This is a genomic window from Arthrobacter sp. efr-133-R2A-120, assembly GCF_030209835.1.
GTDB lineage: Bacteria > Actinomycetota > Actinomycetes > Actinomycetales > Micrococcaceae > Arthrobacter.
The window spans coordinates 228,315-252,993 of record NZ_JARVRF010000011.1; the positions used below are offsets into that span (position 1 = coordinate 228,315).

The window sequence follows — 24,679 nt, forward strand, 5'->3', positions numbered from 1 at the left end:
AAAGGGCGATCAACAATGCGAAGCACTTGGGCGGTGGTGGTGAGCCTGGCGACTGGCATCGAGGGTGACGTCGCCCGCATCGAGGCTGCTCTTAATACACCGACCCTGAAACTGCTGGACCGCAAGTCCGCGGTAGTCGCCATGCCTCTCTTCGCTGCCGTGTTCCCCGACGATGCGCAACCGATTCCGGTCGAGCAGTTCCACACCCGCATCGACGCCCTCCTCGATGAGCTGCGAGCAGTCGGGTACACGGTGCCCTCCGCGGGCGGCAAGGCCCTCGCCATGCAGTGGGTGCGTGAGCGGTGGCTGTACCGGGACCCGGGGCGCGGGCAGGAAACCTATCAGCTCACCGGCGACGCCAGGCAGGCCCTGGACTACGTGATCCGTGCGAGCCGATCCCAGCTCAACGTCTCCGTGTCGCGCATCGAAACCATGCGGCGGGTCATCTCGGATGCCGCACAGGCGGCCAATCCGGACCGCGAGGAGCGTAAGCGCAGGCTCGCCGAAGAGATTGCGATCCTGCAGGAAGAGTACGACCACCTGGCCGCCGGCGGAGAGCTGCGGGAATCCTCGGAAGCGGAGTTGTCCGAGCAGTTCTCCAACGTGCTCCGCGAGCTCGATGGCCTGCCGTCCGACTTCCGCCGGGTCGAGGAGGCCGTGCGGAAGATGCACCGGGGCATCACCAAGCGGTTCCGTGAGGAAGAACGAGCCGTCGGGGAAGTGGTCGACGATTACCTTGCGCAGGCAAGCAGCCTGCTGACCGGTACTGCGGAGGGCAGGGCCTTTGCCGGCGCTCTGGAGCTCCTACGCAAACCTGACTGGCTGACAAGGCTGCGCTCCGATCTGGAAGCCATCCTGGCCCACCCTGGGGCAAGCCGTCTCCTTGCCGATGAACAGCACCAGATGCGCACCGCGGTGGACATAATCCGCCGCGGCATCGCCGACGTCCTGGATCAGCGCCAGCGCCTCACCGCCACCCTCCGGGAACACATCGAGAACTACGACCACATCCGCAACCGCGAGCTCGACACGGTCCTGCGCGGAATCGACCGGGAAATGCGGACCTGGATGCAGTCGGCACGCGCCCGGGACCACGTCGGCGTCCAGTTGATCCCGCCGGGCCTGGACATAGCGGCGTTGCGGTTCAAGACCTACGATCCGGAGAGCCAGCGTCCGCCCGAACCGCTCGCGGACGTCTCTGACGAGGCGCCCGCGGCGCTGTCCCTGGAGGACATCCGTAGGCAGGGCGGCCCGTCACTGGACCAGCTGCGCCGCCGGATAGAGGAAAAAACCGCCAATGGTGAGCTTGAGTCCGCCGCGGCGCTGTTCAACTCGCTGCCCGGAGACCTTCGCCGCCCCGTCGAGATCCTCGGGCTCCTGCACCTTTTCACCGGACTCGGGGCCGTTGCCGATCCCAACCAGCGCGAGGCCGTGTACGCAGTGCGGCCCGACGGAAGCACGCGCACATTCCTGATGCCTGCCGCCACGATCCGGCCCGCCGGGGACACGCAGGACACCGATACCGAAGGAGCACGCCAATGACAGACGTCGCCGCGATCGACGAGGACTCCGTGGACCCTCTGGACTTCCTGTCGGATGAGCCCCCGGCCGGGGACGAGGACGGCACGGAGAGCTCGCTGTCCATGTTCGAGAGCGACGCCTCGATCCTGTTTCCTGACCAGCGCCGATGCCTGCATGCGCTCCTGAAGCATCGGTACCTCTCGGCGGAGCGTCACCCCGACCACTGGCAGGTTCTCCTGGCCAACGACGACGTGATCCGTGGCCGGCTCAACGAGCTGTTCTTCGAGCTCTTCATAGACCGGGACCACCAAATCGCGTTCAAACGGCAGGCAGTTTCGGAGACGGGCGATCCTCTTCCTTCACTGCTGCGGGACGTGTCCCACACGAAAGAGGAGACCATCATGATGGTCTACCTGCGGCAAAGGCTCTTCTCCCAGCGCCAGGAGGGTGAGGACGTCGTCTTTGTGGACCGTCAGACGCTGCTCGATGAGGTGGCCGACCAGCGCCCCGAGCATTCGACCCACCGCGCCATGGACCAGAAACGCGCGCTGAAGGCGGTTGACGGGCTGGCCACGGCCGGCCTGCTCCTGAAGACCGCCGATCCCGACAGGTTCCGGATCTCTCCCATCATCGAGATCCTCATGCCGGTCGAGAAGCTGCGCACTCTGTGGACGCGGCTCATGGAGCAGAACGGCACCGCGCAGGACGGTGACGGCGCCGGCGACGGCTCCGATACCGACGACGAAGAAGACGATGAACCAGACCTGCTGACCGTCCTGGGGAAGGACAACGCATGACCCTCGAACTGGAGATACCGGACCTGCCGGCAGCTCTGTCTGATCATGCCCAGTGGCGGGTGGAGACCCTGCAGCTGGTGAACTGGGGCGGCTTCCACGGCCGCACCGAGGTGCGGTTTTCGCCCGGATCCACGCTCTTGTCCGGGGCGAGCGGCACCGGGAAGTCAACGGTCCTGGATGCCTACATTGCCCTCATGATGCCCTCCAACACGCCGTTCAACGGCGCCTCCAACGACGCTGGCGGCCGGGCACGGTCTGCGGAGCAGCGGAACCTGCTCACCTACCTCCGCGGCAAGATGGACGCCAACCGCGTCGACGGCTCCGACGAGATGCTCGACCTGGTGCTCCGCGGTGCGGGCATGACGCCGGTCTGGGGCGCCCTGGCTGCAACCTTCGTCAACGACCGGGGCCGTCGCTACACGGCGCTGCGCATCTTTTTCGTCAAGGCCGGCGGGTCCGCCGCCGCCGACGTTACCACGACGTTCGCCGCTTACGAGGGCTACTTCGACACGTCCAAGCTCGCGCCCCTGGCCGCCAGCCGCTTCGACAAGCGCACCCTGAAAGCGGCCGTTCCCGGGCTGGCCACGTTTAACACCTTCTGGGAGTTCGAGGGGACCCTCCACACCCGACTCGGCATCGGCGGCGCGGACGGCGGCCGCAAGGCCATGCGCCTTCTGGCCCGGCTCCAGGCCGGGATGGAGGTCAAACGCGTTGACGGGCTGTACAAGACCATGGTGCTGGAGGAACCCGTCACGTACCAGGCTGCCGACCAGGCGCTTCTGCACTTCGCCAACCTGGAGGCGTCGTACTCGAAGATGCTGGACGAGGCGAACAAGGTCAAGGTCCTGCAGCGCCTGCCCACGCTCCAGACGGAGCTCGCAGACGCCGAAGCCAGGGAACTGATGATCCGCCACTTCGGGGCTGATGAGGAGGGACCCTCGTCGTTCCGCCTCTGGAAACTTCGCACCGAGCACGGTCTTCTGGACGATGCTGTGGACGAAAACCGCCGCGACCATGCCGCCGCCGGCCGTACCTTCGCCCAGGCCAAGGCGGACGAAGCAGAGTACGGGGCACGCCTTGAGAGGATTGCCCGGGACAAGGCCGCCAACGGCGGTAATGCGATCGAGGAACGCCGCCAGAAGATCGCGGCCCTTGAGAGCAGCCGTGACGGGGTCTACCAGGCAAATCTCAAGTTCCAGCTGAAGACCGAGGCAATCAACCTCGTCGTGCCCGAGACCGCCGGGCAGTTCGCCGAGGCGCAGTCCGCGGCCGCCGACTTCCTGTCCGTTTACGAGGTCCGCGAACGTGATTTGGACGAGCAGGAAGGGCGTGCCCGCGAGGACCTTGCCCCGCTCACGGCACGGAGGAAGGACCTCACGGAGGAGGCCGCGTCCCTCAAGGACAGGGCCGGAATGGTCCCGATGAGGTTGCACAACGCCCGGCTGCAGATGGCGGCGGCCGCTGGCCTCGATCCGATGCGTGATCTTCCGTTCGTCGCGGAGCTCATTGATGTCCTTCCGGGTGAGGAAACCTGGCGTAAGGCCATCGAAACGACCCTCGGCGGCTTGGCCCGCACTGTGCTGGTCGACCGCAACACCCGTGACCGGCTCTCTGCATCCATTGACGGCGTCACGATCAGGCCGCGCATCAACTACCGGGCAGTGACCCTGGCCGAACACGAGGACTGGCGCGGAGACTCCGCCCTGGTCTCGGGCAAGCTTGCATTCCTGGACTCGCCGTTCTCGCGCTGGGTTCAGGACCGGGTAGCCGGCAGCGGCGTCGACCACCTGTGTGTGGCCGACGCTGCCGGGCTCGCAGGCCCCGGGTCCCGGGTGACCAGGTCCGGACAGACCCGCTCGGGTGACCGGGGCGCCCACGGAGAATCAGGTGAGGGCAACATCATCGGGTTCTCCAACGAACGCCGACTCAGGGACATCGCGGAGTTGCTGGACGCGATGGAACCGGAGATCGCCGGGGCCAACGCCGCCCTCCGGGAGATCCAGGAGCGCCGCAACGACCTGCGGCGGCAGCGCGAAGCGCACCTGTTCGTCCAGGACAGCGCCTGGGCCGCGATCGACCACCTCGGGATCGACCGGCAGATCGCAGAGCTTCAAGACGCCATCCGCAGGCTGCGGACCACCAACGCGGTCCTCGACGAGCTTGAAGCCGAGGATGAGCGCATCAGACCCCTTCACGGGCAGGCGAACCGGGACAGGGTCCTGGCAGAAAGCGACCTGGGCAAGCTGAAGTCGCGTTGGGGCGACCTCGTGACTAGGCAGGACACCGTGCAGGCCGCGGTGGACGAGATTGTCGACCAGCAGACGGCAACGGTTACCGACGCCCAGCAGGAGTATCTGGACGGACTGTTCACCCGCAACTGGGAAGCCACCAGCCTGGAATCGTTCGAGCCGAACATCACCGCCCTGCGCAAGCGGCTCAGGGAGGAATCCGAGGCTGCCCGGCGCAACGCCAAGAGTGCCACCAATGCGATGGTGACCATGTTCGAGGCGTATAAGAACAACTGGACCGAGAACAATCTGGGCACCACCGCCGACTCGGCGGACGGTTACCGCGAGATCCTCGACCGGATCCAGTCCGAGGGGCTTTACGAACGCCGCAACAAGTGGCGGCGTGAACTGGCTGCGTGGTCCAGCGATGACCTGCTGCGGCTCAACGACGCCTTCGACACCGCCCTGGCCGACATCGAAGACCGTCTCCTGCCCATCAACAGGATTCTGGAAACGCTGCCGTTCGGGAACAAGGGTGGCGTGCTTCAAATCAGCCTCCGCCGGCTTCAGAGCGAAGACCTGGGCAGGTTCCGCCGCGGTCTGCGTGAGCTGTCCTCGGGACTGGCCCTGGAGCTCACCGAGGACCAGATCGAGGCGAGGTTCAAGAAGCTGAGTGAGTTCATGGCGCGCATCCGCATCCCGGAGGGCCACACCAAATCCTCGACGTCCCAGCGCGACCGCTACCTTGATGTGCGACAGCACGTCGTCATTACTGCAGCGTGCCTGGACAAGGACACCCGCCGCGAGATCGCAACCTACGACTGGCTGGTCGACAAGTCCGGCGGCGAAACGCAGGAACTGGTGGCCTTCGTCGTCGGGTCGGCACTGCGCTATCAGCTGGGGGATGAGACCCGCTCCCGGCCCACGTTCGCTCCGGTGTTCCTCGACGAAGGGTTCGTGAAAGCGGACAGTGAGTTCGCGGGCCGGTCCGTGCGGGCCTGGCAGAACCTGGGGTTCCAGCTCATCATCGGCGCCCCGCTGGACAAGGTCACGGCGCTGGAGCCGCACATGGACCTGCTCCTGACCGTCACCAAAAACGCGCGGGGCTACTCCTACATCAGCGACCTCCCCGACGACCCTGGTGCCGGGAGCGGAGCATGAAAACACCGCAGGCCGTCACCGAAGACATCCGCCGTCGACTGAGCGGGAAGTGGCATACCCACCTGACCGGGGACGAGGTCGCGTTTCCGCACGCTTTCGCCCTAGGCCGGCCGGCAACATCGGAGCTTCGTGCCGACTACTCCGCTGTGCACGCGCAGACCGTGCATTGGCAGGACTGGGCGAGGGCGCACGACGTGGTCCTCGACTACGAGAACCGCATAGCAAAGGGCGGGACAACGCAGTCACTACCCACCCATGCGCGGGTCGCGTCCATCGACCATGCCGCAGCCATTGCCAGCGGGGACTGGCCCGAGAGGCTCGCCCGGGCACGCCTGCGGCTCGGGGTCCTGCGCGATAGGTATCCGCACCTAGCTGACGTCGGGAAGACCCTGCGGATCCTCGACGCGTACGGGGACGTCGATTTCGGACTGCTCGTGTCCGTTGCGGACTGGTATCTGGCGGATCCTGCCCGCGCCCGCCTCGGTGTGACCCCGCGTCAGGTGCCCATCCCGGGCGTTCACGCGAAGTGGCTGCAATCCCATCGCCGCGGAGTCCAGGCGCTCACCGGGATCGACGATCTCGGCCTGCTGCCGGGCCACCCGCCCCGGATCCACTTCACTTATCTCGACCCCGCGCACCTCGCCGCCGGCCGCCGCGTCCATGACTCGGCGACAGCCGGCGACAGCTTCACGCCGGCCTATCTCCCGGAGGTCGTGGTCATCTCGGAGAACAAGGACACCGCAATCCACTTCCCGGCCCTGGCCGGCGGCATCTGCGTCGAGGGGGTCGGCAAGGGCGGGAAGACGCCGGCATCGTTCCCGTGGATCCGGGATGCCGCCGTGCTGGTCTACTGGGGTGACATGGACCGCGACGGCTATGAGATCCTCGATGGCTACCGTGCCGATTTCGGCCGCGACATCGACTCGATCCTCATGGGCCCGGATGCCTATGCGGTGTACGAGCCGTTCGGCACCGAACTGGACCAGACGGGCAGGATTCTCCAGCCAGGCACTCCGAGGCCCGCGGACAGGCTCCGCGAGGAGGAACGGGCCGTCTATCTGCGTCTTCTCGATCCGCAGCACACTGGCCACCGGCGCGTCGAGCAGGAACGGATCCCTCTCACCAAGGCACTTGAAGAAGTCGAGTTGGTCTGCCGGAGGATGGCCAGCCGCGACGATCAGTGACCCGCATGGGAATACTTGGGCCGTAGCAGCGAAGAGGAAGAGTGAACCATGAGCAAACCGAAATGCCCGTCGCGGTCAGAGCCACAGCGACCAGGAAGGAACGTCGCTGGTTGAAGACCCGGTACCGCAGCGTACGCCATGACGTTAGATCCGCTGACGGGCGCGAGGAGTACGGAATCCACTTTGACGCCGTCCTCCAGGGCGCCTGGTAGCCGGCTGGAGCTCAGCACATGGTGCTGACCGGGCTTGCCCGGAAGAAGGTGCCGGACCATGGGTGGACTATCCCTTCGGCCGGCCACCGGAGCCAGCTGAACTCCGGGATACGTGAAGCCCGAGTTCGGTGCACGATCTGCGGGATAGCATGGGCCACGCGGATCCGCAGCCCACGCGGCGGTACGACCGGGCGAGGGATATCCTGCAGAAGTCCGCCGGCTACGACGTCGCCCTGGCCCTGGGATAGGGACCGCCCACGCCCGGCACCAAGTAGCACGGAGTCGTGAACGATATGACCTCGGAGGAAACGACTCCCCCGGCGGCCGAGACCGTGACCGCGATCTACCAACTCCCCGTTCCGATTTGGATCTCTTCCAAGACTTTGACCGGACCTATCCCTCCAGTGTGGGCCGGGTGCGGTTCGACGGCGTGATACCGCGGGGCAACGGCGCCGCGGGTGGCCTCCCTGTCGACGACGGCGTTGTCGTGCCGGCCTCCGTGGAGGGCAAGCCGGTCGAGTGGACAACAGGAATGCAGCCACGATCGCCAAGGAGTTCCAGTCGGCGACCACCCTACGCCGAAGTGTCGTCACCGCGGTGGGGGCCCCGAGGATGCTATCAGGTCGTGGCGGGGCGCCGACCAGCGGCCTGGAGAGTACATCCAAATCTGGTTCGATCAGGTGCGCAATTGGGTAGAGATCCAGAAGGGGCAGGACCCCGATCTGAAATCCTTCGCAATCTGCGCCAGCGGCGCTTCCCCTTGCGGGCCACATCAATAACATCCTGGCGGAACTCCGCCCGATACGGCGTGGGCATGGTCAACATCCTTCCGCGAGCACAAGCTCGCTAGGTCAAGGAGTCAACAAATCCGGGGGCAGTCCCGACACTCTGACCGCCTTGCCCACACGAACCAAGCGTCCATCTACGTAGTCCTAATCTCTGATAATGCCTGACCCGCATGAGGATGAACCCGCAGTGTCACCGTGGAAAGGATACTTTGCAATACACCACGAGAGGAGAGTCACTCACATCGGCATCCTGCTCGTCGCTAATTCGCTTCATCGACCTGTAGTTTGCTGGGATCGCCCAGCGCGACACAGGACGCCTTAGCGCGCGTCAGTGCCACATAAAGCACACAGTGCTCGGGTTCCAACTTTTGAAGCCCACCCGCAAGGGTCTGCTCGTCCTTCTCCGACAAAACAACACCTACTCGTTGCCACTCTCGACCTTTGGCCTGGTGAACGGTCAGGCCGGGGATTAGATCGTCTCTTTGGAGCCGTCGACGCAAGGCTTCAACTTCGAGGTGTCGGATCGGTTCTCCTTGTCGGGGAAGTCGGGAAGGCCGCCGGTTCGCACCTAGGTCCAGGGCTGTGTCACGTAGGAGGTGGAGCACTTGAGCAGCACTAACGCCATTGAGCATTGCGTGTAGGACTGGTTCGAGGACTGTGGCTTGGATGGGGGCCAGCTCCGATGGGTCGATCCCGAGGATGACGCAGGCGGACTGCTTTCCGAACGAGTCACGCCCAAGTTTCCGGCGTGAGACTTCGTCCAAGAGGAGGTTCAGCATCCCGTCAGTTGCATTCCCGACCGAGCGGAAAGCAATGGGAAGAACGTTGTCACCGACATTCCACAGGTGTACCCACCTGCGGGCCAGGGCGACGTCCACGACGTCACTGGTGTGCCGGGGAATGGTCACCGGCGCGCTGGCCCGAAGCAACCGTGACAAGTCAGGCATTTGCTCACCTATAAACCGGAACGACTCGGGCTGCTCGTACTCATGAAATGGGAGGCTGTCGATCAGAGTCTGCACCTTATCCGGGGTTGCGCCGCGCCACTCATAAAGGGCCTGCCATGGGTCCCCAATGAGGGTGAGATGGGTGGAATCGGTTTCATTCGACCCCGCCGTCATTGCCATCCAGAGGTCGAGCTCATCGGCGTCGTAGATTTCGTCAATGATGATGTGCCTGAAGTTTGACGAAAACCAGCGTTGGATTGCGTCGACAACGCCATCGAGACGTATCGCCGAGCGCAATATCCAACGGACGTCTTCATGGCTAGCAAACCCCTCCGTTAGAACGGCACGGTGGTCAGCCACCCCACCGATACCGTACTCCGGTGCGCTTAGCTGAAGCCCGTGGCTCACGACCTGTCCAGACTGGTCGCATCTAGCGATGCGTTTCCAGTTGGTCGCGGAAAGGAATCGGAAGCCGCGCCTTCCACGGTATTCATCTAGTACCTCGACAACGGAGTGCCCTCCTGGCCAGCGAATAAGTCCCCGGTCGATCAGGTGGTGCAGGATGCGAACGTGCAGATCGTCGAAGGTCGTGACCATGTTCGGCAGTTGAATCGTGGGCTTCCCCCACCTCGCGGTGATGCGGGAGCTCAGTTCCGCGACGGCGGCCCTGTTGAAACTCAAGCCCAAAACCCCGCGTCGGTCTGAGGAGCGCTGGGAAGCGAGGTATCCAAACCGTTCCGCTGCCACGGTTGTCTTCCCGGACCCGGGTGCCGAAATGATGTTTATGAAGGGCCGTTCGGAGACGGCCGCGACCACCTGCCGATCGGTCAGTCGAAGTGCCATCAGATTTGGCCGCCAGGCCCGCTCTCGGCTCCGGACTCCTTTGTCATCTCGCCGTCGCCGTCGCCTCCATCCTCTACCGCGACGTGACCAGCCCAGAGCCAGTCAAACAATTCGACGAGTTGCTCCGGCACCTGCACAGTGGACGCGGTCTCATCTACAAGGGCAGCGAGTTCAAATGCGAATTCCCCCTTCGCTTTTTTCCCCGAGGAAGTCAGGAATAGGTCATCAATACTCTTCGAGGTCAAAGGCCCTATCACGGACTGGCCGAGCGAGGCCAAGGCCTTCTCTATCAGAAGGTCGTTTCCGTCCACTAAAGTTGGCTCGAGGGTCGGGCGAGACCAAAACACTTTGAACCGAGTCGAGTCAGCGAAGCCACTTTGCCATGCCGTTGGGCTTGGTTCCGGCAGGGGGTCGTCGCGTTTGTCAGTATCCGACAGCACGGCGACTTGACTAGCAAGTTCCCACCCAGGATGCGCCAGGAGACGGACCGGCCATTCACCGACCTTATTGCCGATTGGCACGATGGATAGCGCATCAATAAAAGCGAATTTGGCCCCATCAAGGCTAGCCCACGCTCGTCCGAACGCACGGACAAGGGCTGCCTCGGTAATGCCCTCGACCAACACAACTCGGTCTGCGAAGAGTGCACCCGAGCGGCTAGCGTCCAAATGGAGTGCTGTCATCCTGGTGATCTTTTTGCGATCTGCTTCCTTCCACGGAATGTTTGCCAAGGTGCGGGTGACCACGCGGCCATATTCCCTACGTACTACTACCATTTCTTCGGGCTTGCACGCAGCGACAATTTCGCTCGCGTGGGTCGACACGATTACTTGCAGGTCGGGGCGCGCGACGGTCACCTTGCGGAGATAGCGGATGAGCCCGTGTTGAAGCTGCGGGTGGAGGTGTGCCTCAGGTTCCTCTATGAGGACGGTGGCGTGGAACAGCTGCGGGAAGAACGAATCAAGCTGGTCTTCCGCCTCCTCGCTTCGCATTTCGAGTTTCCGTCGAGCATCCTCAGCGTTATCTGCCGGAGCGGGCTGATTGATATCTCCTAGGGATTGATTGACACCGACCGCACCATCGGCAGCGCCGGAACTGTCGGCCGGGGCGTTCTCAGAGGTCGTCTCCGGGGATTTTGACGGGTCGGGAATGCCGGCGAGAGTGACTGCGATGTGCAGAAGGTTTACGTAGCCGAGGCTCGAAGCCTCGAGACGCTGCGCTTGGTTCGCTTCGTTTGTCGTCGCAAGCATGAGTTCCAAGACACGGGCTAGGTATCCGTCATCCACCTTCTGGGTTCCGATGAACGGGAAATGCTCCTTCACCCCAGTGGTCAGAGTCTTCATATTCTCTGCAATGCGCCCCTGAACGTCGACTAGTAGTTGATGGGTCGTAAGGGAACCAAGCAACGACTCCGCCTGCCGGCGTACGTCACTGAGAGTTCCAGTGGAAGGATTCCGCAGTTGCTCCGCTCTCAGGAGTTCCAATAAGACCCTGGTTTCGCGCCGGGATAGTTCATCCACCGGGTTCCGAAGCGCAGGCAGGTAGATTAGTCGAAGCTGTTCCAGTTCATCTGGGGCCAGACCGACGGTCCGAGCCCTGACATGGCCAAGCGACCGCTCTAAGGACCTCATCCAAAACGGAGCACTGGTTCCGATCCTCTGGAGCGTCTGACCGAGCGCTCCCTCGGTACGGCCCGGTCCCTCGAATGCGTATTCCATGGCAATATTGCGCGGCGCAAGGCCCAGAACAGCTGCGTCGGACGGTGCGAGCCGCGGAAACCGATCAGGGTGCGCCAAATAGATGGCGTCATTGATCGTGGTCTTCCCGGCGCCGTTCGATCCGACCAAAAGGCTGAATCGGCCCGGGAGGTCAAGAGTGATGGGGTGCGGTACGGCAGCGCGGAACCCCTCGATCGTAATTCGCTTCAGGTACAAGACACTCCTCGGGTGCACTAATACTGGGTGGGGTGGCCGCGAGTGTCCGCAGCGATACACCTAACCCTTTCCCAATTCATCCTGCCACGGCCGAAACGCAAAATGAGACACCCTCGGGGGCCAGTCCGCGGGCACAATGGCCTGGCCTAAGGTGTGAGCGATTGAACTGCTCTCTTATTGTAATGTCTCAAATTGAACGACTCTGTGAGAGCCGATTTCCTACGTAGTTATCCTAATGACCGAGGCGTTCATGACGGTGTCCCCGATAGTGATCTTTCCCGTGTCCATGTATTCTTGGGAGAACTTTGGATAGATTCCCGATAGTTCTTGTTCGATCATCACCATCGTGAACGGGAATCCGAATGGATAACTACTTACGTGCTTCAGCTTTGGTAACTTCTTCGCCAGCTGATCCCTGTCTTCAATAATGTCAAACTCGCACCGGAAGTAGTCACCGTTGGCGTACGATACGAACAACTTCCGCCCATTCGGAGGGCACTCGAATGAAGCAGCACCTTTTGGATCTACTGTCCAAAAGTTGTCCACCAAGGCGGCCCTCAGTGGTTCACCAGGCAATGATGGAATGCGGAAGTTAACCATTTTCTCACCGTTTTTGTTGGTGCGAAACCACAGGACCGGTTCACCCCCCCCTTTTGTACGATGATGTCCTCTGGCGCATCCAAGAAGGCGTTGCCACCTACAACGGCAATCATCTCTTGCCGCATCCAATCGAAGCGGCCCGAAACGGATTTTCCCCGCCCCTTGCCTTCCTTTTTTAAAGTCCGCAGTTGATCATCGGTGTAGCTCCTATTATCCGCTTTGTCAGCGTGCTCGCGACAAAGGGCAATCATGCCCTCAGGGCGGTGGTGTTTCTTCACACGCCATGGAGGGTCGAAATGATGCCAAGTCAGATATGGGCTTCCGCAGATGTCCCCGTCCTTGTCCGCGGGACGGTGGTAACCGACTTCCTCTCTCAGAATATTAAGGACCTTAGGCGGAACTGTTCGCGTGACCATTCGAGAGATCAAGCGTGTAGATGCCAAATCAGCAAGTTCGGATCGCAACTGATCTTTCTTGCCTGATGTGTCTTCGTGGATGGTGGCTCGGAATCTGCCGTCCGGGCGTCCAAGAACGTCGACGTCGTCGCTGTTCCCACACAGGACCGAGAGTAATCCAGCCGGGCCACCATCCTCGATCACCGCTTCAGGCGTGCGGTTGAGGATGGCTTGCAGGCCGTACTCGACGACGGTCGCATGCTTTTTGCTTGTGGATTGTCCGTGGAAGGACTCCTTCGCCTTAGGGTGACTGTATCGGGCGCCACATCGAGGATTCGTTGGTCGCCACACCGAGTTGCTTGACAAAGTCCTGGCCCGATTCACCCTTTTCTTATGAACCAGTCGAGCGGTTATTTATGCGCAGACGACATGAAGGTGGGCTCACATCTTTTGTCAGCCGCGGAGGGTATGTTTTGGACGTGAACTTCCCTAAACCGAACCAGCACACGGGACCATTGGCAGGTCACGTCCGGAAAGGACGCGTTTACAAGTCCCCGCTTGCCGCGACAGGGATGTTGCGACCAAACGACTGGTTTAAGGATGACCTACCGGACTTGCTCTGGCCAGCGCTGGTTATAGCCGAGCAGGGCAACGAGAGCGTTCATCGCTTCATCAGCTGGCAGCAGGCAGTTCAAGAACAGCTTGCCCAGCATGGAGAGACTACCGTGATAGCGGAGTTGTTGGATGGGCGTCTGACACACCTAGCGGATCTTGCCGGGAAGTTCCCGGGCTCATCTGCAATCCTATTCGAGGAGGCAAGCCGTTATGGCCTGCTATCAGCGAGCATCCGTCGTGTACTTGGTTCGTATCCGTTCATCCCTGCACCCTGGCTTGCAGGCGAATCACAGCACACACCCCCCGAGCTTGCCGAACTGCAACTCATTCAAGACGCTCTGCTCGGTGTTCTGCAGGACGGACACCGTGAGGCACTCATCAAGTGCTTCCGCACTTGGAGCACAGTCCATGCCGGGACCTTTCGCTCGGATGCACGGACAATCCAGCTATTGAAGTCCTATCCTGGCGATACCGGCACGAGGTCCGCAGCAGATACCGTTGTGCGCGCCGGTTGGGGGGCGCATAAGGGCATGCTGCTTGTCAAAGATCCGAAGCACTTCGATCATGCGATCAAGTGGGCGCGGGTGTTCTGGGGGGCGAACTCGATGACTTCCCGGTGTATCCGCAAAAGTGAGACGGAGGACGACTACGTGGATGGCACCGATCAGGAGGAGCACGAAATCGAGGTGCGGACCTCGGACAGTCTGCCTGTCGAGCACGCCGCTCCGACCCCAGTTCCTGAAGACGGAGCGCATCTTCGCCGGTTCACAATGGATGTGTTGAGCAGTTTCATTGAGGCCATCGAGACAGCGCCTGCGCGCCTATATGAGAAGGAGCGACAGGAGGTCATCTCGGGACTCGTGGCCCGTGCAGGGCGGGACCTCATCGCTGTGCTTTCGGCTCCCGATCTTTGGTGCATGGAACATGGTGCGCACATCGCGCGCATGCTTGTAGAAACAAAGATCTACCTCCGTTGGATGGCTCTTCAGGATCCATCTATCTATCGCGAGTTTCAGGAGTATGGCGCGGGCAAAGCCAAGCTCTATGCCCGCATTTCGGATGAACTACCTGTAAAAGCACGTACTGACGGTTTTCGTGAGGCAGCCGAGGAATTGAAGCGACTGAGCCACAATAACGACGTCGTGGATGACCGGGTTGTTGACACCCGTGACACGTTTGCGGGTGGGAAATCCATTCGGGCAATGGCTGACGAGGCAGGCCTTCTGGATTTGTACCGACAGGCCTACTCGCTTGCCAGTGGAGTCACCCACTCGGAGTGGTGGTCCGTTGAGACACATGCCATGGAGCCCTGTCTGAACGTACTTCACGGGCTGCACCTAGTTCCCAGTTTCTCACTGAGCTTTGGGGGCAATGTCTCACTAGCCTCATCGTGGGTTGACCAGTTCTACATGCTGTCACGCACCGGGTTATCCATTTTGGAAACTGATGAAGATGCAGTCGCTTCTGCCTTTGCCTGGCTTGAAGAGCCGGATCAGGAACCGCCGGAGTCAGCTTAGAATCTAGTGTCTCGCGTATTTCGCACTAAGGAATGATGTTGACGTCCTATTAGCGGCACGGTTCCCGATGGCAGGCGTTCAAACGCAGGCTACGAACAGTCGCCAGGGGTGCAGGGCACAAACATGCGGCGGCGCGAACGGGGAGGCCTGCCGCGCAGCCTCACACCGCCGCTTCGGGAATGCCTAGAGCGTCTCCTGCCCCGAGGCACGACGAATTAGGTGTCAAGGCAAGAGAGACTTGCCCGGACCTACGGCCGGTAGCTGAGTGTAAAGCCAAAACAGGAGGTGTTGACAGCGTCAACACCTTTGGCGTTAGATCGGCTCGTACCTCCGTCGGACTGCCTCGGATTAGGCATGTTTTCGCGGGTTCCCAGTATTCACAGGGGTTGGAATGCGGTTCGAGTCCCACCTCGGGCACAGTGTTTCCACAGGTCAGGGGCCCTTTTGGGCCACTGAGTGTGTACAAATAGTATTTTTTCGGCATCCCCGCAGGGCGCGGTTTACCTGACTCCGGCTCCCTCCTTGCTCTGTTGGGGATCTGGTTGTGTTGGCTCCTGGTCTTTCATTGCGGCAGACAGTCCGGGCGACGTGACTTGTGAGCAACGAGCGCCGGATTTTGTTTCTGCGGATCGTGTCTTACGCATTGCCGTGTCCTTCCCGTCTGTGTTCGGCACCGGTTTTGCATCCTTATTGGTTCATGGGGATTACGACGCCGGGCGACATGACCTGACGATGATCGGTATTGAATTCTTGGCAGGTCATCAGAACAGCCCGGCAACGAAAATCGTCCGGGGATTTGACGCGGAACAGGCCATTTTGCCCCGTGTCCGATCAGGTGAGGGTTCGTAGTTCGAAGTTGTTGGGTACGTAGATGCTGCCCGGGGTTGGTCGGCCGGAACCGGGGTGGTTAACGAGGACGTTGCCGTGGCCGTCACCAGTGAGCCAGAAAGTCACCGCCGCTCCCGCCGGGGCGTTGACAAAGCCGGACAGGTCCTTGCGGGATCCGGACACGAAGAACGTGCGCTCCTTGCCGTCCGCGTCCACCGCTTCCAGCCTGGCGGAGACTGTGCCTTTGTAGAGGGATCGTGAGACGAACCGGGCTGTCAGTTCCTGCCACGGGCGGTCCCCGCCGGCCTTACGGGCCCGCCGGAAACGCACGACCGAGGTCAGCACAAAGGGAGAGAACCAGAGGGCGGGCAGCGCCAGGATAGTCGCGGCGAACCCGATATCGGCCCACGCCGGTCCGTCGTAACCGATGATGCGAAGCGAATCCGGGTGGTCGGGGTCGATAGCGACCGTGACCACCTGTCCGCGGGACGGCAGGTCACTGCAGGGTGCGTAGCCGGAGAACAGCACGGTGCGCGTCTGACCTGAGGAGGTGATACCGAGGTGCACCTGGCAATGGGCGCCTTTGGCGTAAAACTGGTCGGTGAGCTCCACGGTTGCCGCTGTGCGCGGCCAGTCTTCATGGAACGGCCTGGTCAGGTACCAGAAACCCGCCACCCAAAGGAGAATCGTCGTCGCGGTTATCACAATGGCCAGCCGGAGACGTCTCAGCAAGCGTCGACGCAGACCGGACTCGACCCAGGCCGGGCCGTTTCCCGCCGGACGGCCATTGGGCACAAGAGACAGATCCTCGGTCAGAACGAGGCCCTCGTGTTCACCACTCATGCCGTTCCCCTCACTGATGCGATCACCCCCACGTGAACGATGTCCTGAGTATCTACCGCTGGCGAAGTGGAGGCTTCGGCAAACTCGTACAGTGCGACATGTTGTGCTTAGCCTAGACCCTGCTCGATGCGCAAAACATGTCCTCAGCCGGTAAGGCGCCGGGGCGCGACGAGCGGGGTTGAGATGGTTGCCAGTTTGTACCACGGGCGTTCTCCCACCGCGAGGATCGCGGTCGGGCCATCGTCGGAGAGCAGGTTGAAGGTGAGCTCCTGGCCCGGGTTCGGCATCCGTGGCCAGGCAGTGAGCTTGATCTGGAAGGCGACCGGCTGGTCTTTGGTTCCTTCGCCATCAAGGATGAACACTTCGTGGAACATGCCCGATTTGTGCACCGTGACCGTGCCGGCCAGCTGCAACCACGGACGGACCTTGGGACCCAGGGAGCAAGCGCGGCGCCACGACCGCTCGCACCGGATGGCGAAGAGACCTGCGGCAAGGAAGGCGGCGCCGCTGGCCAGGCCAATGGGCAAGGGAAGGTTCGGATCGGAGGCCTCGTGCCCGACGATGACGACGTCCGTCGGATCCTCTGGATTGACCTTCAGGTCCACCCGGCTGCCTGCACCAGGCAGCACCCTACAGGTGGTGTTCACCTGGTAGCTGCCGGTCCGTGCCTGGCCGTCGAAGAGGAAGGCGAGCAGCATTTGGCAATCACTTTGGCGGCCTTTGCTCGTCGAGGCCGTGACCACGGCGGGAACCTGAGCGAAGGTGATCAACGAGCGTCGGATCGATTGCGTCAATCCCAAGACCGATACCGCAAGAACCGCGAAGCACAGCACCCATGCGGTGGCGCGGAGCAGGCGGAGCCGCTTACGCAAGGGGTTCTGGCGCCACGACGCGAACGAGGCACCCGGGGCCGGCTCTTGAGCTCGGAGGCGTGCTCCACCGGGCAGCAGGACCGAATCACGGTACACAGCTCCGAGCCTAAACCCCGACATCACCAGATACCCTGAGCGAAATGGGTGTCATCACCTTTCCAGCCCATCCCGAACGACCGGCAGAGCAGCCAGCTGCCAGCGGCGCAGATCATGCTCACCGTCGAGGAGTGGAATATCCGGTGGACTGGTTCCGCCGATGATGACATTCCGTTGGTCCAGCGTGTTTTCGCGACTCGGAGGCTTGCGAAACATAGAGCCGTCGTGGAGGCGAAGTTGGCGGCAGGGCTGAACGGGCAGGTCGCCGCGTACAAGCGGTGTACGAGTTGCTCGAGGAACGGATCGGCGATGCACCTGTCAGGGGTTGGCGGCTCTGCCATGTGGGTTGGAAAGGACCGTCCTCCGTCACCTGACCGGTGTTCCATTCTCGGATGTCCGAGGCTTAGAATCCCCTACGGGGGACAGGTGTTTCCTTGGGATTGCATATCTTTGGGGGTACGAGGTGGGGTTCCGTTACCGCAAGTCGAAGAGTTTCGGGCCTGTGAGGATCACGGCGTCGAAGCGTGGGGCGAGTGCGAGCATCGGGGCGGGCCCGTTCCGGGTTACGAAGTCCACGACAGGCCGCACAACGAGCAGTGTGAGGATTCCTGGAACGGGCGTGTCGTATGTGGCCACGAGCTCGGGCCGCCGCTCGACACGGAGGCCTGTGGCCGGGAGGTCCCGATCGGCCCGCCCGCAGGTTGCGCGCCAGGTCATCAGCGACGAGACCTGGCGGCAGCTCCTCGCACCTGATGGGACTGTTCCGGCGTCGAAGTTCCAGCGCGACTTTGTGCGAGCGGCTGTCGCACGTGCGACGGGCAGGCGCCCGAGTCTGATGCACCTGAGCCTGGGACAGGCGGCGCGGGTCCTGGAATGTGTCGGTCAGAGCCCGGCGAAGCTGACCTCCGGCGGCCGCGGTGTGCCAAGGCTGGAGAAGGCCGGGACGGTTGCCCAGTGGAGCCTGTTCGGGCTGTTGGTGCTGATTGTAACGCTGTCCTCGCCTGCTGGCTTTGTTCTGGCCGCGGGGATCGTAGGGGTGATGTTCCTGGTGCGGAAGCGGCGCCGGAACCGGCAGGTGTGGGAGGACTCGACCTGGGCGGGAAGTCCGGTCAGCACCGCGCAAGGAATCGCAGTTCCCGGTTTCCCGATGGAGGCACCGGCGGGCCACGGCGCGCCACTGCGGCTCGCTTTTGAGGGGCTGGCACCAATTTCGGCAGTTACTCGGCCCAGGAGTCTGGGGGAGTATCGAGTGTCGCTGGGCCGGTCGGAATGGCCGAACGTTGAAGTCGTGGGCGAGCACGCTTATAGCCACGCGATCAAGGCCGCGCTCCGCGGAAGTGGGGCGCCGGTCGCTGTACGGAGTGACAGTGAAGTTGAAGGCGTTCAGGTGGAACTCGTGGCCGAGCCGGATAACCCCTATGACGTCAACGCCATTAGCGTTCGTTGGCGGAATCAGGTCCTGGGCTATCTCAGTCGTGAAGATGCGATCCGCTATGGGCAACCTATCAGGCGAATTATTGCGAGCGGGCTTGCTGTGACGACGACGGCCCGTATTTGGGCGTACGACGCCGGTGATCGCCTTCAAGCCCGGGTCACCGTCGCCCTGCCTGAGCCGGGGCTGATCGTGCCGCTGAACGATGCCCCGACGGGCGTCACCACTCTTGTACCGTGGGGATCGGCGATTCAGGTCCTGAAGGAAGAGGACCATTTCGACGTCCTTTTCAAACATGTGCCTCCGGACGGGGTCGGTCTCCTGCTGGTCAGCCTCCACAAGGCGATCCACACTCTCAAGAACGGTACGGAGCGTCCCTTTGTCGAAGTCCGGCTCAATGGCGAACGCGTCGGTGAGCTTAGCAACGTCACCTCCGCACATCTGTTGCCGCTTCTGGAGCACACCGAGACCGTCGGGGAAACCGCCCTCGCCTACGCTCAAATCATCGGTTCCGCCCTCGCCGCCCAGCTCGTTCTGCACGCCGCGAAGGCCACCGAGATCAGCAACGACTGGCTATCCGCCGGGCCGCACCCCGCACCAACGCTTCTCCCATGGACCGCCGCATATGACGTTCCGCCCGCTTACAACCCATAGGAGACACTCCGGGCAGGCATGCCCCGGGCTTGCGGTGGCGTGTCGTTGTCGTGAAATCAGCGAGCTGGGGCGATCCGGTCGCCCGAATATCCCCTCTGACGGTAAGGAATGGATCATGCAGACATGCAGATCCGGCCGGGGCGCCGTGATCCCTGAACCGAGCGCCATATTCTCGGTCAAGATCAGGGTGTCCTGTTTCCAGGCGGTGCGAAAGCCGAATGCCGGCAGGATCCTGCCGGGGATCTGGTCCCTGTCCTCATGAAGCAGATGAGGCTCCGATACGCCGGGGTATGTCGATTGTGCGGCGCCTCTCTTGCGCCCGGCACCGAGGCGGTCTACGAAACCGAAACGAAGACGGTCCGTTGCTTGACTTGTGTCTCCGAGGGGAGGTCACCGGCTCCCGAACCACTAGGCGAGGATTCATCTCCGGCGGAGTCCGGAATTGCCCGGGCGTCGGCGCGACGTGAGTACGAGCGCCGCAAGGCCAAAGATGAGGAGAAACTCCGCGGGAAATGGGGTCGGTTGGGCGGCCTTGCCGTTGCGCTCAGTGACGAGCGGCAAAGCACCAAAGCGTGGGAGCGGGGTGCGGTCGGAGAGGAACGTCTCGGGGCCAGGCTTGACTCCGCGGCCCACGGTCGTCTCGCGGTTCTTCATGACCGCCGGGGTTCGAAGGCGAATATCGACCATATCGCCATAACCCGCAAGGGGATCTGGGTGATCGACGCGAAGCGGTACTCGGGCCGACCCGAGCTGAAGATCGAGGGCGGTATCTTGCGGCCACGCGTCGAGAAGCTCCTCGTGGGCGGGCGCGACTGTACGAAGCTGGTCGATGGCGTGCTCAAACAGGTCGGGCGCGTATGCGACGCTGTCGGGGATGTGCCGGTCACTGGGGCGCTGTGCTTCGTCGAAGCTGACTGGCCCTTGATCGGGGGCCCATTCGCGACTCGCAGTATTCACGTCCTTTGGCCGAAACGACTAGCCAAAATACTTGCAGAGGAAACAGAGGGCGACGTTGATGTCGCCGCTATCCGCGAAAAGGTAGCCGCACGGTTCAGATCGTCGTGAAGTAACGGGATCACGGTCGTCGCCTGACTGGGGAAACCCACGCTGACATTCTGGTGTGGAGTGCGGCTGGCGCCGCGTTCAGAACCACGGTCCTGCTCGGTTCTTCGTGGCTCCAGCGTCTCCCTTTCGCTTATTGCGCTTGTTCTGTTTATTTCGTTTGAAGAGTAGGGTAAATATATACAGACAAGGAGAGGATGCGACGATGGCGACTCAAACACCAACCCCGGCCTACCCTCACGGGAATGATTCTGAACTGGCGCGGGAGGCGTTGAAGACGCTGCGTCGTGCGGTTGAGGCGCACTCGGATCCGCAACAGCCGGTGGAAATGAAGGTGACCGACGGGGGAGAGCTGGAGATGCCGCGGGCTGCGGCGGATCTGATGATAAGAATTCTTGGGAAGATGGCAGCGGGCCAAGGGGTCACGGTGGTTCCGATGAATGCCGAACTGACCACGCAGCAGGCAGCGGACATTCTGAATGTATCGCGCCCGCACCTGGTGGGGCTCCTTGAGGCCCGTGAAATCCAGTATCGAAGAGTCGGTACCCACCGGCGGGTCCTCGCCGAATCGCTCTACGCTTACAAGCGCCGCACGTCCGTGGCTCAGAAGGACGCCGCTGATGAGCTCTCGGCACTGGGTCAGGACATGGGGCTTATCTAGAGTGGTTTTTACGGTCATTTACGATGCCAACGTCTTGTATCCAAGCATGCTCCGTGACCTGCTGATCCGGGTTGCTCAGGCCGGGTTGGTTCGGGCCCGGTGGACCGAAGCCATCCTCGATGAGACCTTCCGGAATCTCAAGCAGAACCGGCCGGACCTGGACCCGGCGAAGCTTGACCGGACCCGGGAGTTGATGTGCGCTGCGGTGCCGGATTGCATCGTCGATGACTACCAGCCTCTGGAACAGGTCTTCATGGGCCTCCCGGACCCGGGGGATGCCCATGTGATGGCGGCGGCGTTGAAGGTGCAAGCGCAAGTAATCGTGACGAACAATCTGAAGCATTTTCCGGCGGAAGTGCTTGGTCGTTGGGGTGTTGAGGCCAAACATCCCGATGATTTCCTCATGGACCAGTTCTACTTGGACGCGGTGGAACTCCACGTTGCCGTGCGCAACATGTCCGAGGCCTACCGGAATCCACCGCTGGGCGTTGACGATGTCCTGGATCGTCTCGAGTCCGAGGGAATGCCTCAAATCGCGTCAGCCCTTCGCAGGTAAGACGCACACCATTCTCGTCCAGCGCCCCGACCAGCGTTTCCTCGTGGAGGCGACTCGGTCATGGACGACCGCAGTCGTTTCCGGACCGGGCCAAGGTAAGGGCCACCAACCGCATGGACGTTGCGTGACTCTCTCCGCTATTGGGCTGTGACCAGGCTGGCTGCCGGTCATGCAGTGGTTCGTTGTTGGAACCATGAATGCTCGAAGGAGGTGACCACTGATGAGATGTGACCGGACCGTTGCACCTGCCGGGCTGCGTGGGATTCGCGCGGGACTGAATGCTGGGACCTGCGTGATGGACTGCTTGGGGCTCACCGGCGGATGCGTGGGGACAGAAAAAGGGTGTGCACAATGTGCACACCCTGGCCGTCGGACTCGGCCGTACCGCGGCCGGACTGGCTCGTACTCGGCATGTTTTCGGGAGTTCCCAGTGATTCCGAGGCCCGGAACCCGGTTCGAGTCCCACCTCGGGCACAGTGTTTCCCCTCGTCAGAGGGGTTTTTGCTTTAACGTGTGTACAAAGCTTGACAAGGGCCTCTGACGCTTGGTTGGCGGGCCGGTGGCTGGCTGCCGCGGTGGCCTATGAAGGTGTTTGGGGTGGCGGGTTCAGGGTCCCGGCTGGACCCCAAACACCCATTCTCGGGATGGATTGAGAGGTCCGGATGTAGTGCTTCCCCGATGAACGCTTGCCCGTTTGGTGCAGCACATTTGTTCTGTCGCTTCCGTCCGGCTGACGATGGAGAGTTCCACAGATCCGCGCGCTCTGTGATGTCCCGCCAGACGAGGCCATCCGGTTGAAGCCGGACGGAGGACGCGGGCGCCGGTGTCACGCCGAGACCGCACTTGACCATCGCGAGTTGGGAATTGATCGAGTTGGCATAGTGCTGCGCGTTGGGGCTGAAGCCCGCCTGTCTGCATGCCGCAACGAGTTCGACGTGATATTCCGGCGAGATCGACCGGGGGAGCCAGACCCAGGAGTCTCCCCGGAAATCGGACAGACCGCCTTTTCTTCGGCAAGCGGGTGGTTCTTGGGGGATGGCAATGGCCAACGTGGTCCCGGACCACGATGCTTATGCCTTGAGGCTTTTCTCCACGATGGGCAGGCACTCATTGCGGCTGTGTTCGACATGCGCGAAGGCGAGGGCTGCGGCGAGCTCGGAGTGTCCTTCGGTGATCGCCTGCACGATGGCGCTGTGCTCGTGGTGTTGCACGAGTTGGTCGCGGTCGGAGGCCACATGGAAGAGTCGGCGGACCTGGCCGTTCACTGGCGACATGAGCCTTCTGAGGAGATGGCTGCCGCTGAGCTCAAGGATCTCCTCATGGATCTTCGAGTTGATATCCGCGATAAGGTTCTCGTTGTTCTCCTGCAGGACAGCCTCCGCAGCGCCCAAGAGGTCCCTCAGCCGGCTTGCGTCGGTGCCGCCCGCGCAGGCCTGGGCCGCGAGCCGGGTGCCGAGGACTTCGAGACTTGACCGCACGTCGAACAGCTCGGTGACGGCCTGGACGGTCAGGTGGGTCACGACCGCCCCACGCCGGGGCAGGGTCTCGATGTAGCCTTCGCTCTCGAGCTGGGGGAGTGCCTCGCGTACGGGCACTCGCGATACCTGGAGTTCGAGCGCCACATCCCGCTCGCGGATCCGCTGTCCCGGAGGGAAGGTGCCGTCGATGATCCGCTCGCGGATCCACTCGTACACGTTGCCGGCGCGCGACGTCGAGACCGCCACGTTCGTTGCCTCTGCTGTCACAAGATTCCCCTCTGGTTGGCCACAACGGCTTAAGCATGCACGGAACTTTCTTGGCATGCCAATCATCTCCTAAGAGTCTTGGTTATTGCAATAATTTTCACACTTTGCACTATTTGGCATACCAAAAGTGATCTATGGTGATTAGCAACACACCTGGAAGGAGTCCCCGTGACCCTCATTCTCAGCGCCTCGGACCTCGCCGCCTCGGCAGATATGGGCGCAACTATCCGAGCGATAGAGGCCAGCCTGGCAGACCAGGCGCGCGGCGCGGCCGACCAGCCCGGCCCGCTATCCATGCGGCTACCGGATACCGACGCGCGGTATCTCGTCATGGCGGCCGCATCGGCTCCGCAAGGCCTGGTCGCTTCAAAGCTGCTCTGTGACATCCCGTCTAACGCACGGGCCGGTCTCCCTAGCCAGCGTTCGTCGATCGTTCTGACCGACCGGGCCACGGGGGAGACCCTCGCGCTTCTCGACGGCCGCGTGCCAACGCGGATCCGCACGGCGGCCATGACTGCGGTCGCTTCGCGCCACCTCGCCCGGCCCGAGAGTCGCATCCTGGGCCTCGTCGGGGCCGGGGCTCTCGCCTTAGCGCATGTGGAGGCGATTATGTCCGTCCTTCCGATTGACACCGTTATCGTTTGGTCGCGCACTGCCGAGACTTTGGACAGGTTCCGTCGGGCGGTCGAACCCGGCGGAACCGAGGTTATCAGGGCTGAAGGTGTTCGCGAGGTCGTGGAAATGAGCGACGTCGTCTGTACGCTCACTCCCTCGGAGTCCCCTATTGTCCTTGGGCGGTGGTTCCGGGACGGGCTGCACGTCAATGCCGTCGGGGCGCGTCCGCGCCCCGACCACCGCGAGCTCGACGCCGAGGCGATGTCCCGCTCGCGGGTCGTTGTTGACAGCCTTGAGACCGTCCTGGCCAAGTCGGGGGATCTTCTGCTGGCAGTCGACGAGGGGGCGTTGGCCCTCACCGACCTCGCTGGCGAACTCGGGCAGGTGATCATCGGTTCGATTGCGGGACGGGAGGGCCCGGATCAGATGACGCTCTTCAACTCCGTTGGCATGGGGCTGCAGGACCTTGCTATCGGGAGGCTCCTCTACGACGCGGCGCTCGAGCGGGGCCTGGGCGTACATGTCAATCTCTCCGACTGAGTCCCAGGTAGCGTTTGGCATGCCAAAACGGAA

At 62.3% G+C, this 24,679-nt stretch carries 18 protein-coding genes and 2 pseudogenes; 11 read left to right on the forward strand and 9 right to left on the reverse strand.

What is annotated here, in order from left to right; all coding sequences use genetic code 11:
- Nucleotides 1-15: 15 nt before the first annotated feature.
- From QRN52_RS07825 to QRN52_RS07840, 4 genes are read left to right on the forward strand one after another with little or no spacing between them, the layout of a single operon-like run.
- Entirely contained in the window at nucleotides 16-1,542 is a 1,527-nt protein-coding gene (locus QRN52_RS07825) for a DUF3375 family protein (protein ID WP_284752162.1), read from the forward strand.
- Nucleotides 1,539-2,318: a DUF4194 domain-containing protein gene (locus QRN52_RS07830; protein ID WP_284752163.1), complete on the forward strand. Its 780-nt coding sequence runs from the start codon at nucleotides 1,539-1,541 to the stop codon at nucleotides 2,316-2,318. Before QRN52_RS07825 ends, QRN52_RS07830 begins: the two co-directional genes overlap by 4 nt.
- On the forward strand, nucleotides 2,315-5,707 hold the full coding sequence (locus QRN52_RS07835) for an ATP-binding protein (RefSeq protein WP_284752164.1): 3,393 nt from the start codon (nucleotides 2,315-2,317) through the stop codon (nucleotides 5,705-5,707). The genes QRN52_RS07830 and QRN52_RS07835 overlap by 4 nt, the downstream gene beginning before the upstream one ends.
- Nucleotides 5,704-6,891, forward strand: coding sequence for a Wadjet anti-phage system protein JetD domain-containing protein (locus QRN52_RS07840; RefSeq protein WP_284752165.1), 1,188 nt, complete (start codon nucleotides 5,704-5,706; stop codon nucleotides 6,889-6,891). Before QRN52_RS07835 ends, QRN52_RS07840 begins: the two co-directional genes overlap by 4 nt.
- A 1,260-nt stretch (nucleotides 6,892-8,151) precedes the next feature.
- On the opposite strand, the gene QRN52_RS07845 is transcribed toward QRN52_RS07840, so the two are convergent.
- From QRN52_RS07845 to QRN52_RS07860, 5 genes and pseudogenes are all read right to left on the reverse strand, one after another.
- Nucleotides 8,152-9,681, reverse strand: coding sequence for a UvrD-helicase domain-containing protein (locus QRN52_RS07845; protein ID WP_284752166.1), 1,530 nt, complete (start codon nucleotides 9,679-9,681; stop codon nucleotides 8,152-8,154).
- Nucleotides 9,681-11,024: an ATP-dependent nuclease gene (locus QRN52_RS07850; RefSeq protein ID WP_284752167.1), complete on the reverse strand. Its 1,344-nt coding sequence runs from the start codon at nucleotides 11,022-11,024 to the stop codon at nucleotides 9,681-9,683. The genes QRN52_RS07845 and QRN52_RS07850 overlap by 1 nt, the downstream gene beginning before the upstream one ends.
- Before the next feature lie 435 nt (nucleotides 11,025-11,459).
- Nucleotides 11,460-11,675 (reverse strand): annotated as a pseudogene (locus tag QRN52_RS23930) (AAA family ATPase); the annotation flags it as partial.
- 159 nt (nucleotides 11,676-11,834) lie between these two features.
- On the reverse strand, nucleotides 11,835-12,215 hold the full coding sequence (locus QRN52_RS07855) for a hypothetical protein (protein WP_284752168.1): 381 nt from the start codon (nucleotides 12,213-12,215) through the stop codon (nucleotides 11,835-11,837).
- Nucleotides 12,173-12,976 (reverse strand): hypothetical protein, encoded by an 804-nt coding sequence (locus tag QRN52_RS07860; protein WP_284752169.1) that lies wholly within the window; start codon nucleotides 12,974-12,976, stop codon nucleotides 12,173-12,175. Before QRN52_RS07860 ends, QRN52_RS07855 begins: the two co-directional genes overlap by 43 nt.
- A 113-nt stretch (nucleotides 12,977-13,089) precedes the next feature.
- On the opposite strand from QRN52_RS07860, the gene QRN52_RS07865 reads away from it, so the two are divergent.
- A complete protein-coding gene (locus tag QRN52_RS07865; RefSeq protein WP_284752170.1) occupies nucleotides 13,090-14,742 on the forward strand; it encodes a DUF5677 domain-containing protein in 1,653 nt (550 codons plus the stop codon).
- Nucleotides 14,743-15,573: 831 nt separating this feature from the next.
- Here the strand turns inward: QRN52_RS07865 and QRN52_RS07870 are convergent.
- Both QRN52_RS07870 and QRN52_RS07875 read right to left on the reverse strand, forming a co-directional pair.
- Nucleotides 15,574-16,413 carry a DUF3592 domain-containing protein gene (locus tag QRN52_RS07870; RefSeq protein ID WP_284752171.1) on the reverse strand — a complete coding sequence of 280 codons (840 nt, stop codon included), beginning with the start codon at nucleotides 16,411-16,413 and terminating at the stop codon, nucleotides 15,574-15,576.
- A gap of 143 nt (nucleotides 16,414-16,556) precedes the next feature.
- On the reverse strand, nucleotides 16,557-17,381 hold the full coding sequence (locus QRN52_RS07875; RefSeq protein ID WP_284752172.1) for a DUF3592 domain-containing protein: 825 nt from the start codon (nucleotides 17,379-17,381) through the stop codon (nucleotides 16,557-16,559).
- A 502-nt stretch (nucleotides 17,382-17,883) separates the two neighbouring features.
- Here QRN52_RS07875 and QRN52_RS23935 point away from each other — a divergent pair.
- The 5 genes and pseudogenes from QRN52_RS23935 to QRN52_RS07900 form a co-directional block, all read left to right on the forward strand.
- Nucleotides 17,884-17,949: pseudogene (locus tag QRN52_RS23935) on the forward strand (hypothetical protein); the annotation flags it as partial.
- 267 nt (nucleotides 17,950-18,216) lie between these two features.
- On the forward strand, nucleotides 18,217-19,467 hold the full coding sequence (locus QRN52_RS07885) for an HIRAN domain-containing protein (protein WP_284752174.1): 1,251 nt from the start codon (nucleotides 18,217-18,219) through the stop codon (nucleotides 19,465-19,467).
- Nucleotides 19,468-19,734: 267 nt separating this feature from the next.
- Complete coding sequence (locus tag QRN52_RS07890) at nucleotides 19,735-20,532, forward strand: nuclease-related domain-containing protein (protein ID WP_284752209.1); 798 nt, start codon at nucleotides 19,735-19,737, stop codon at nucleotides 20,530-20,532.
- 202 nt (nucleotides 20,533-20,734) lie between these two features.
- The gene (locus QRN52_RS07895) at nucleotides 20,735-21,190 is read left to right on the forward strand and encodes a helix-turn-helix domain-containing protein (protein ID WP_234759736.1); all 456 of its coding nucleotides are present in this window, start codon (nucleotides 20,735-20,737) and stop codon (nucleotides 21,188-21,190) included.
- Complete coding sequence (locus tag QRN52_RS07900; protein ID WP_284752175.1) at nucleotides 21,150-21,746, forward strand: PIN domain-containing protein; 597 nt, start codon at nucleotides 21,150-21,152, stop codon at nucleotides 21,744-21,746. Before QRN52_RS07895 ends, QRN52_RS07900 begins: the two co-directional genes overlap by 41 nt.
- Nucleotides 21,747-22,252: 506 nt before the next feature.
- Here QRN52_RS07900 and QRN52_RS07905 read toward each other — a convergent pair.
- Nucleotides 22,253-22,795, reverse strand: coding sequence for a LysR family substrate-binding domain-containing protein (locus QRN52_RS07905; protein WP_284752176.1), 543 nt, complete (start codon nucleotides 22,793-22,795; stop codon nucleotides 22,253-22,255).
- 21 nt (nucleotides 22,796-22,816) lie between these two features.
- The gene (locus QRN52_RS07910) at nucleotides 22,817-23,491 is read right to left on the reverse strand and encodes a GntR family transcriptional regulator (RefSeq protein ID WP_284752177.1); all 675 of its coding nucleotides are present in this window, start codon (nucleotides 23,489-23,491) and stop codon (nucleotides 22,817-22,819) included.
- A 168-nt stretch (nucleotides 23,492-23,659) separates the two neighbouring features.
- Between QRN52_RS07910 and QRN52_RS07915 the strand changes: the two genes are divergently transcribed.
- The gene (locus QRN52_RS07915; protein WP_284752178.1) at nucleotides 23,660-24,646 is read left to right on the forward strand and encodes an ornithine cyclodeaminase family protein; all 987 of its coding nucleotides are present in this window, start codon (nucleotides 23,660-23,662) and stop codon (nucleotides 24,644-24,646) included.
- The last annotated feature ends 33 nt before the right edge of the window (nucleotides 24,647-24,679 follow it).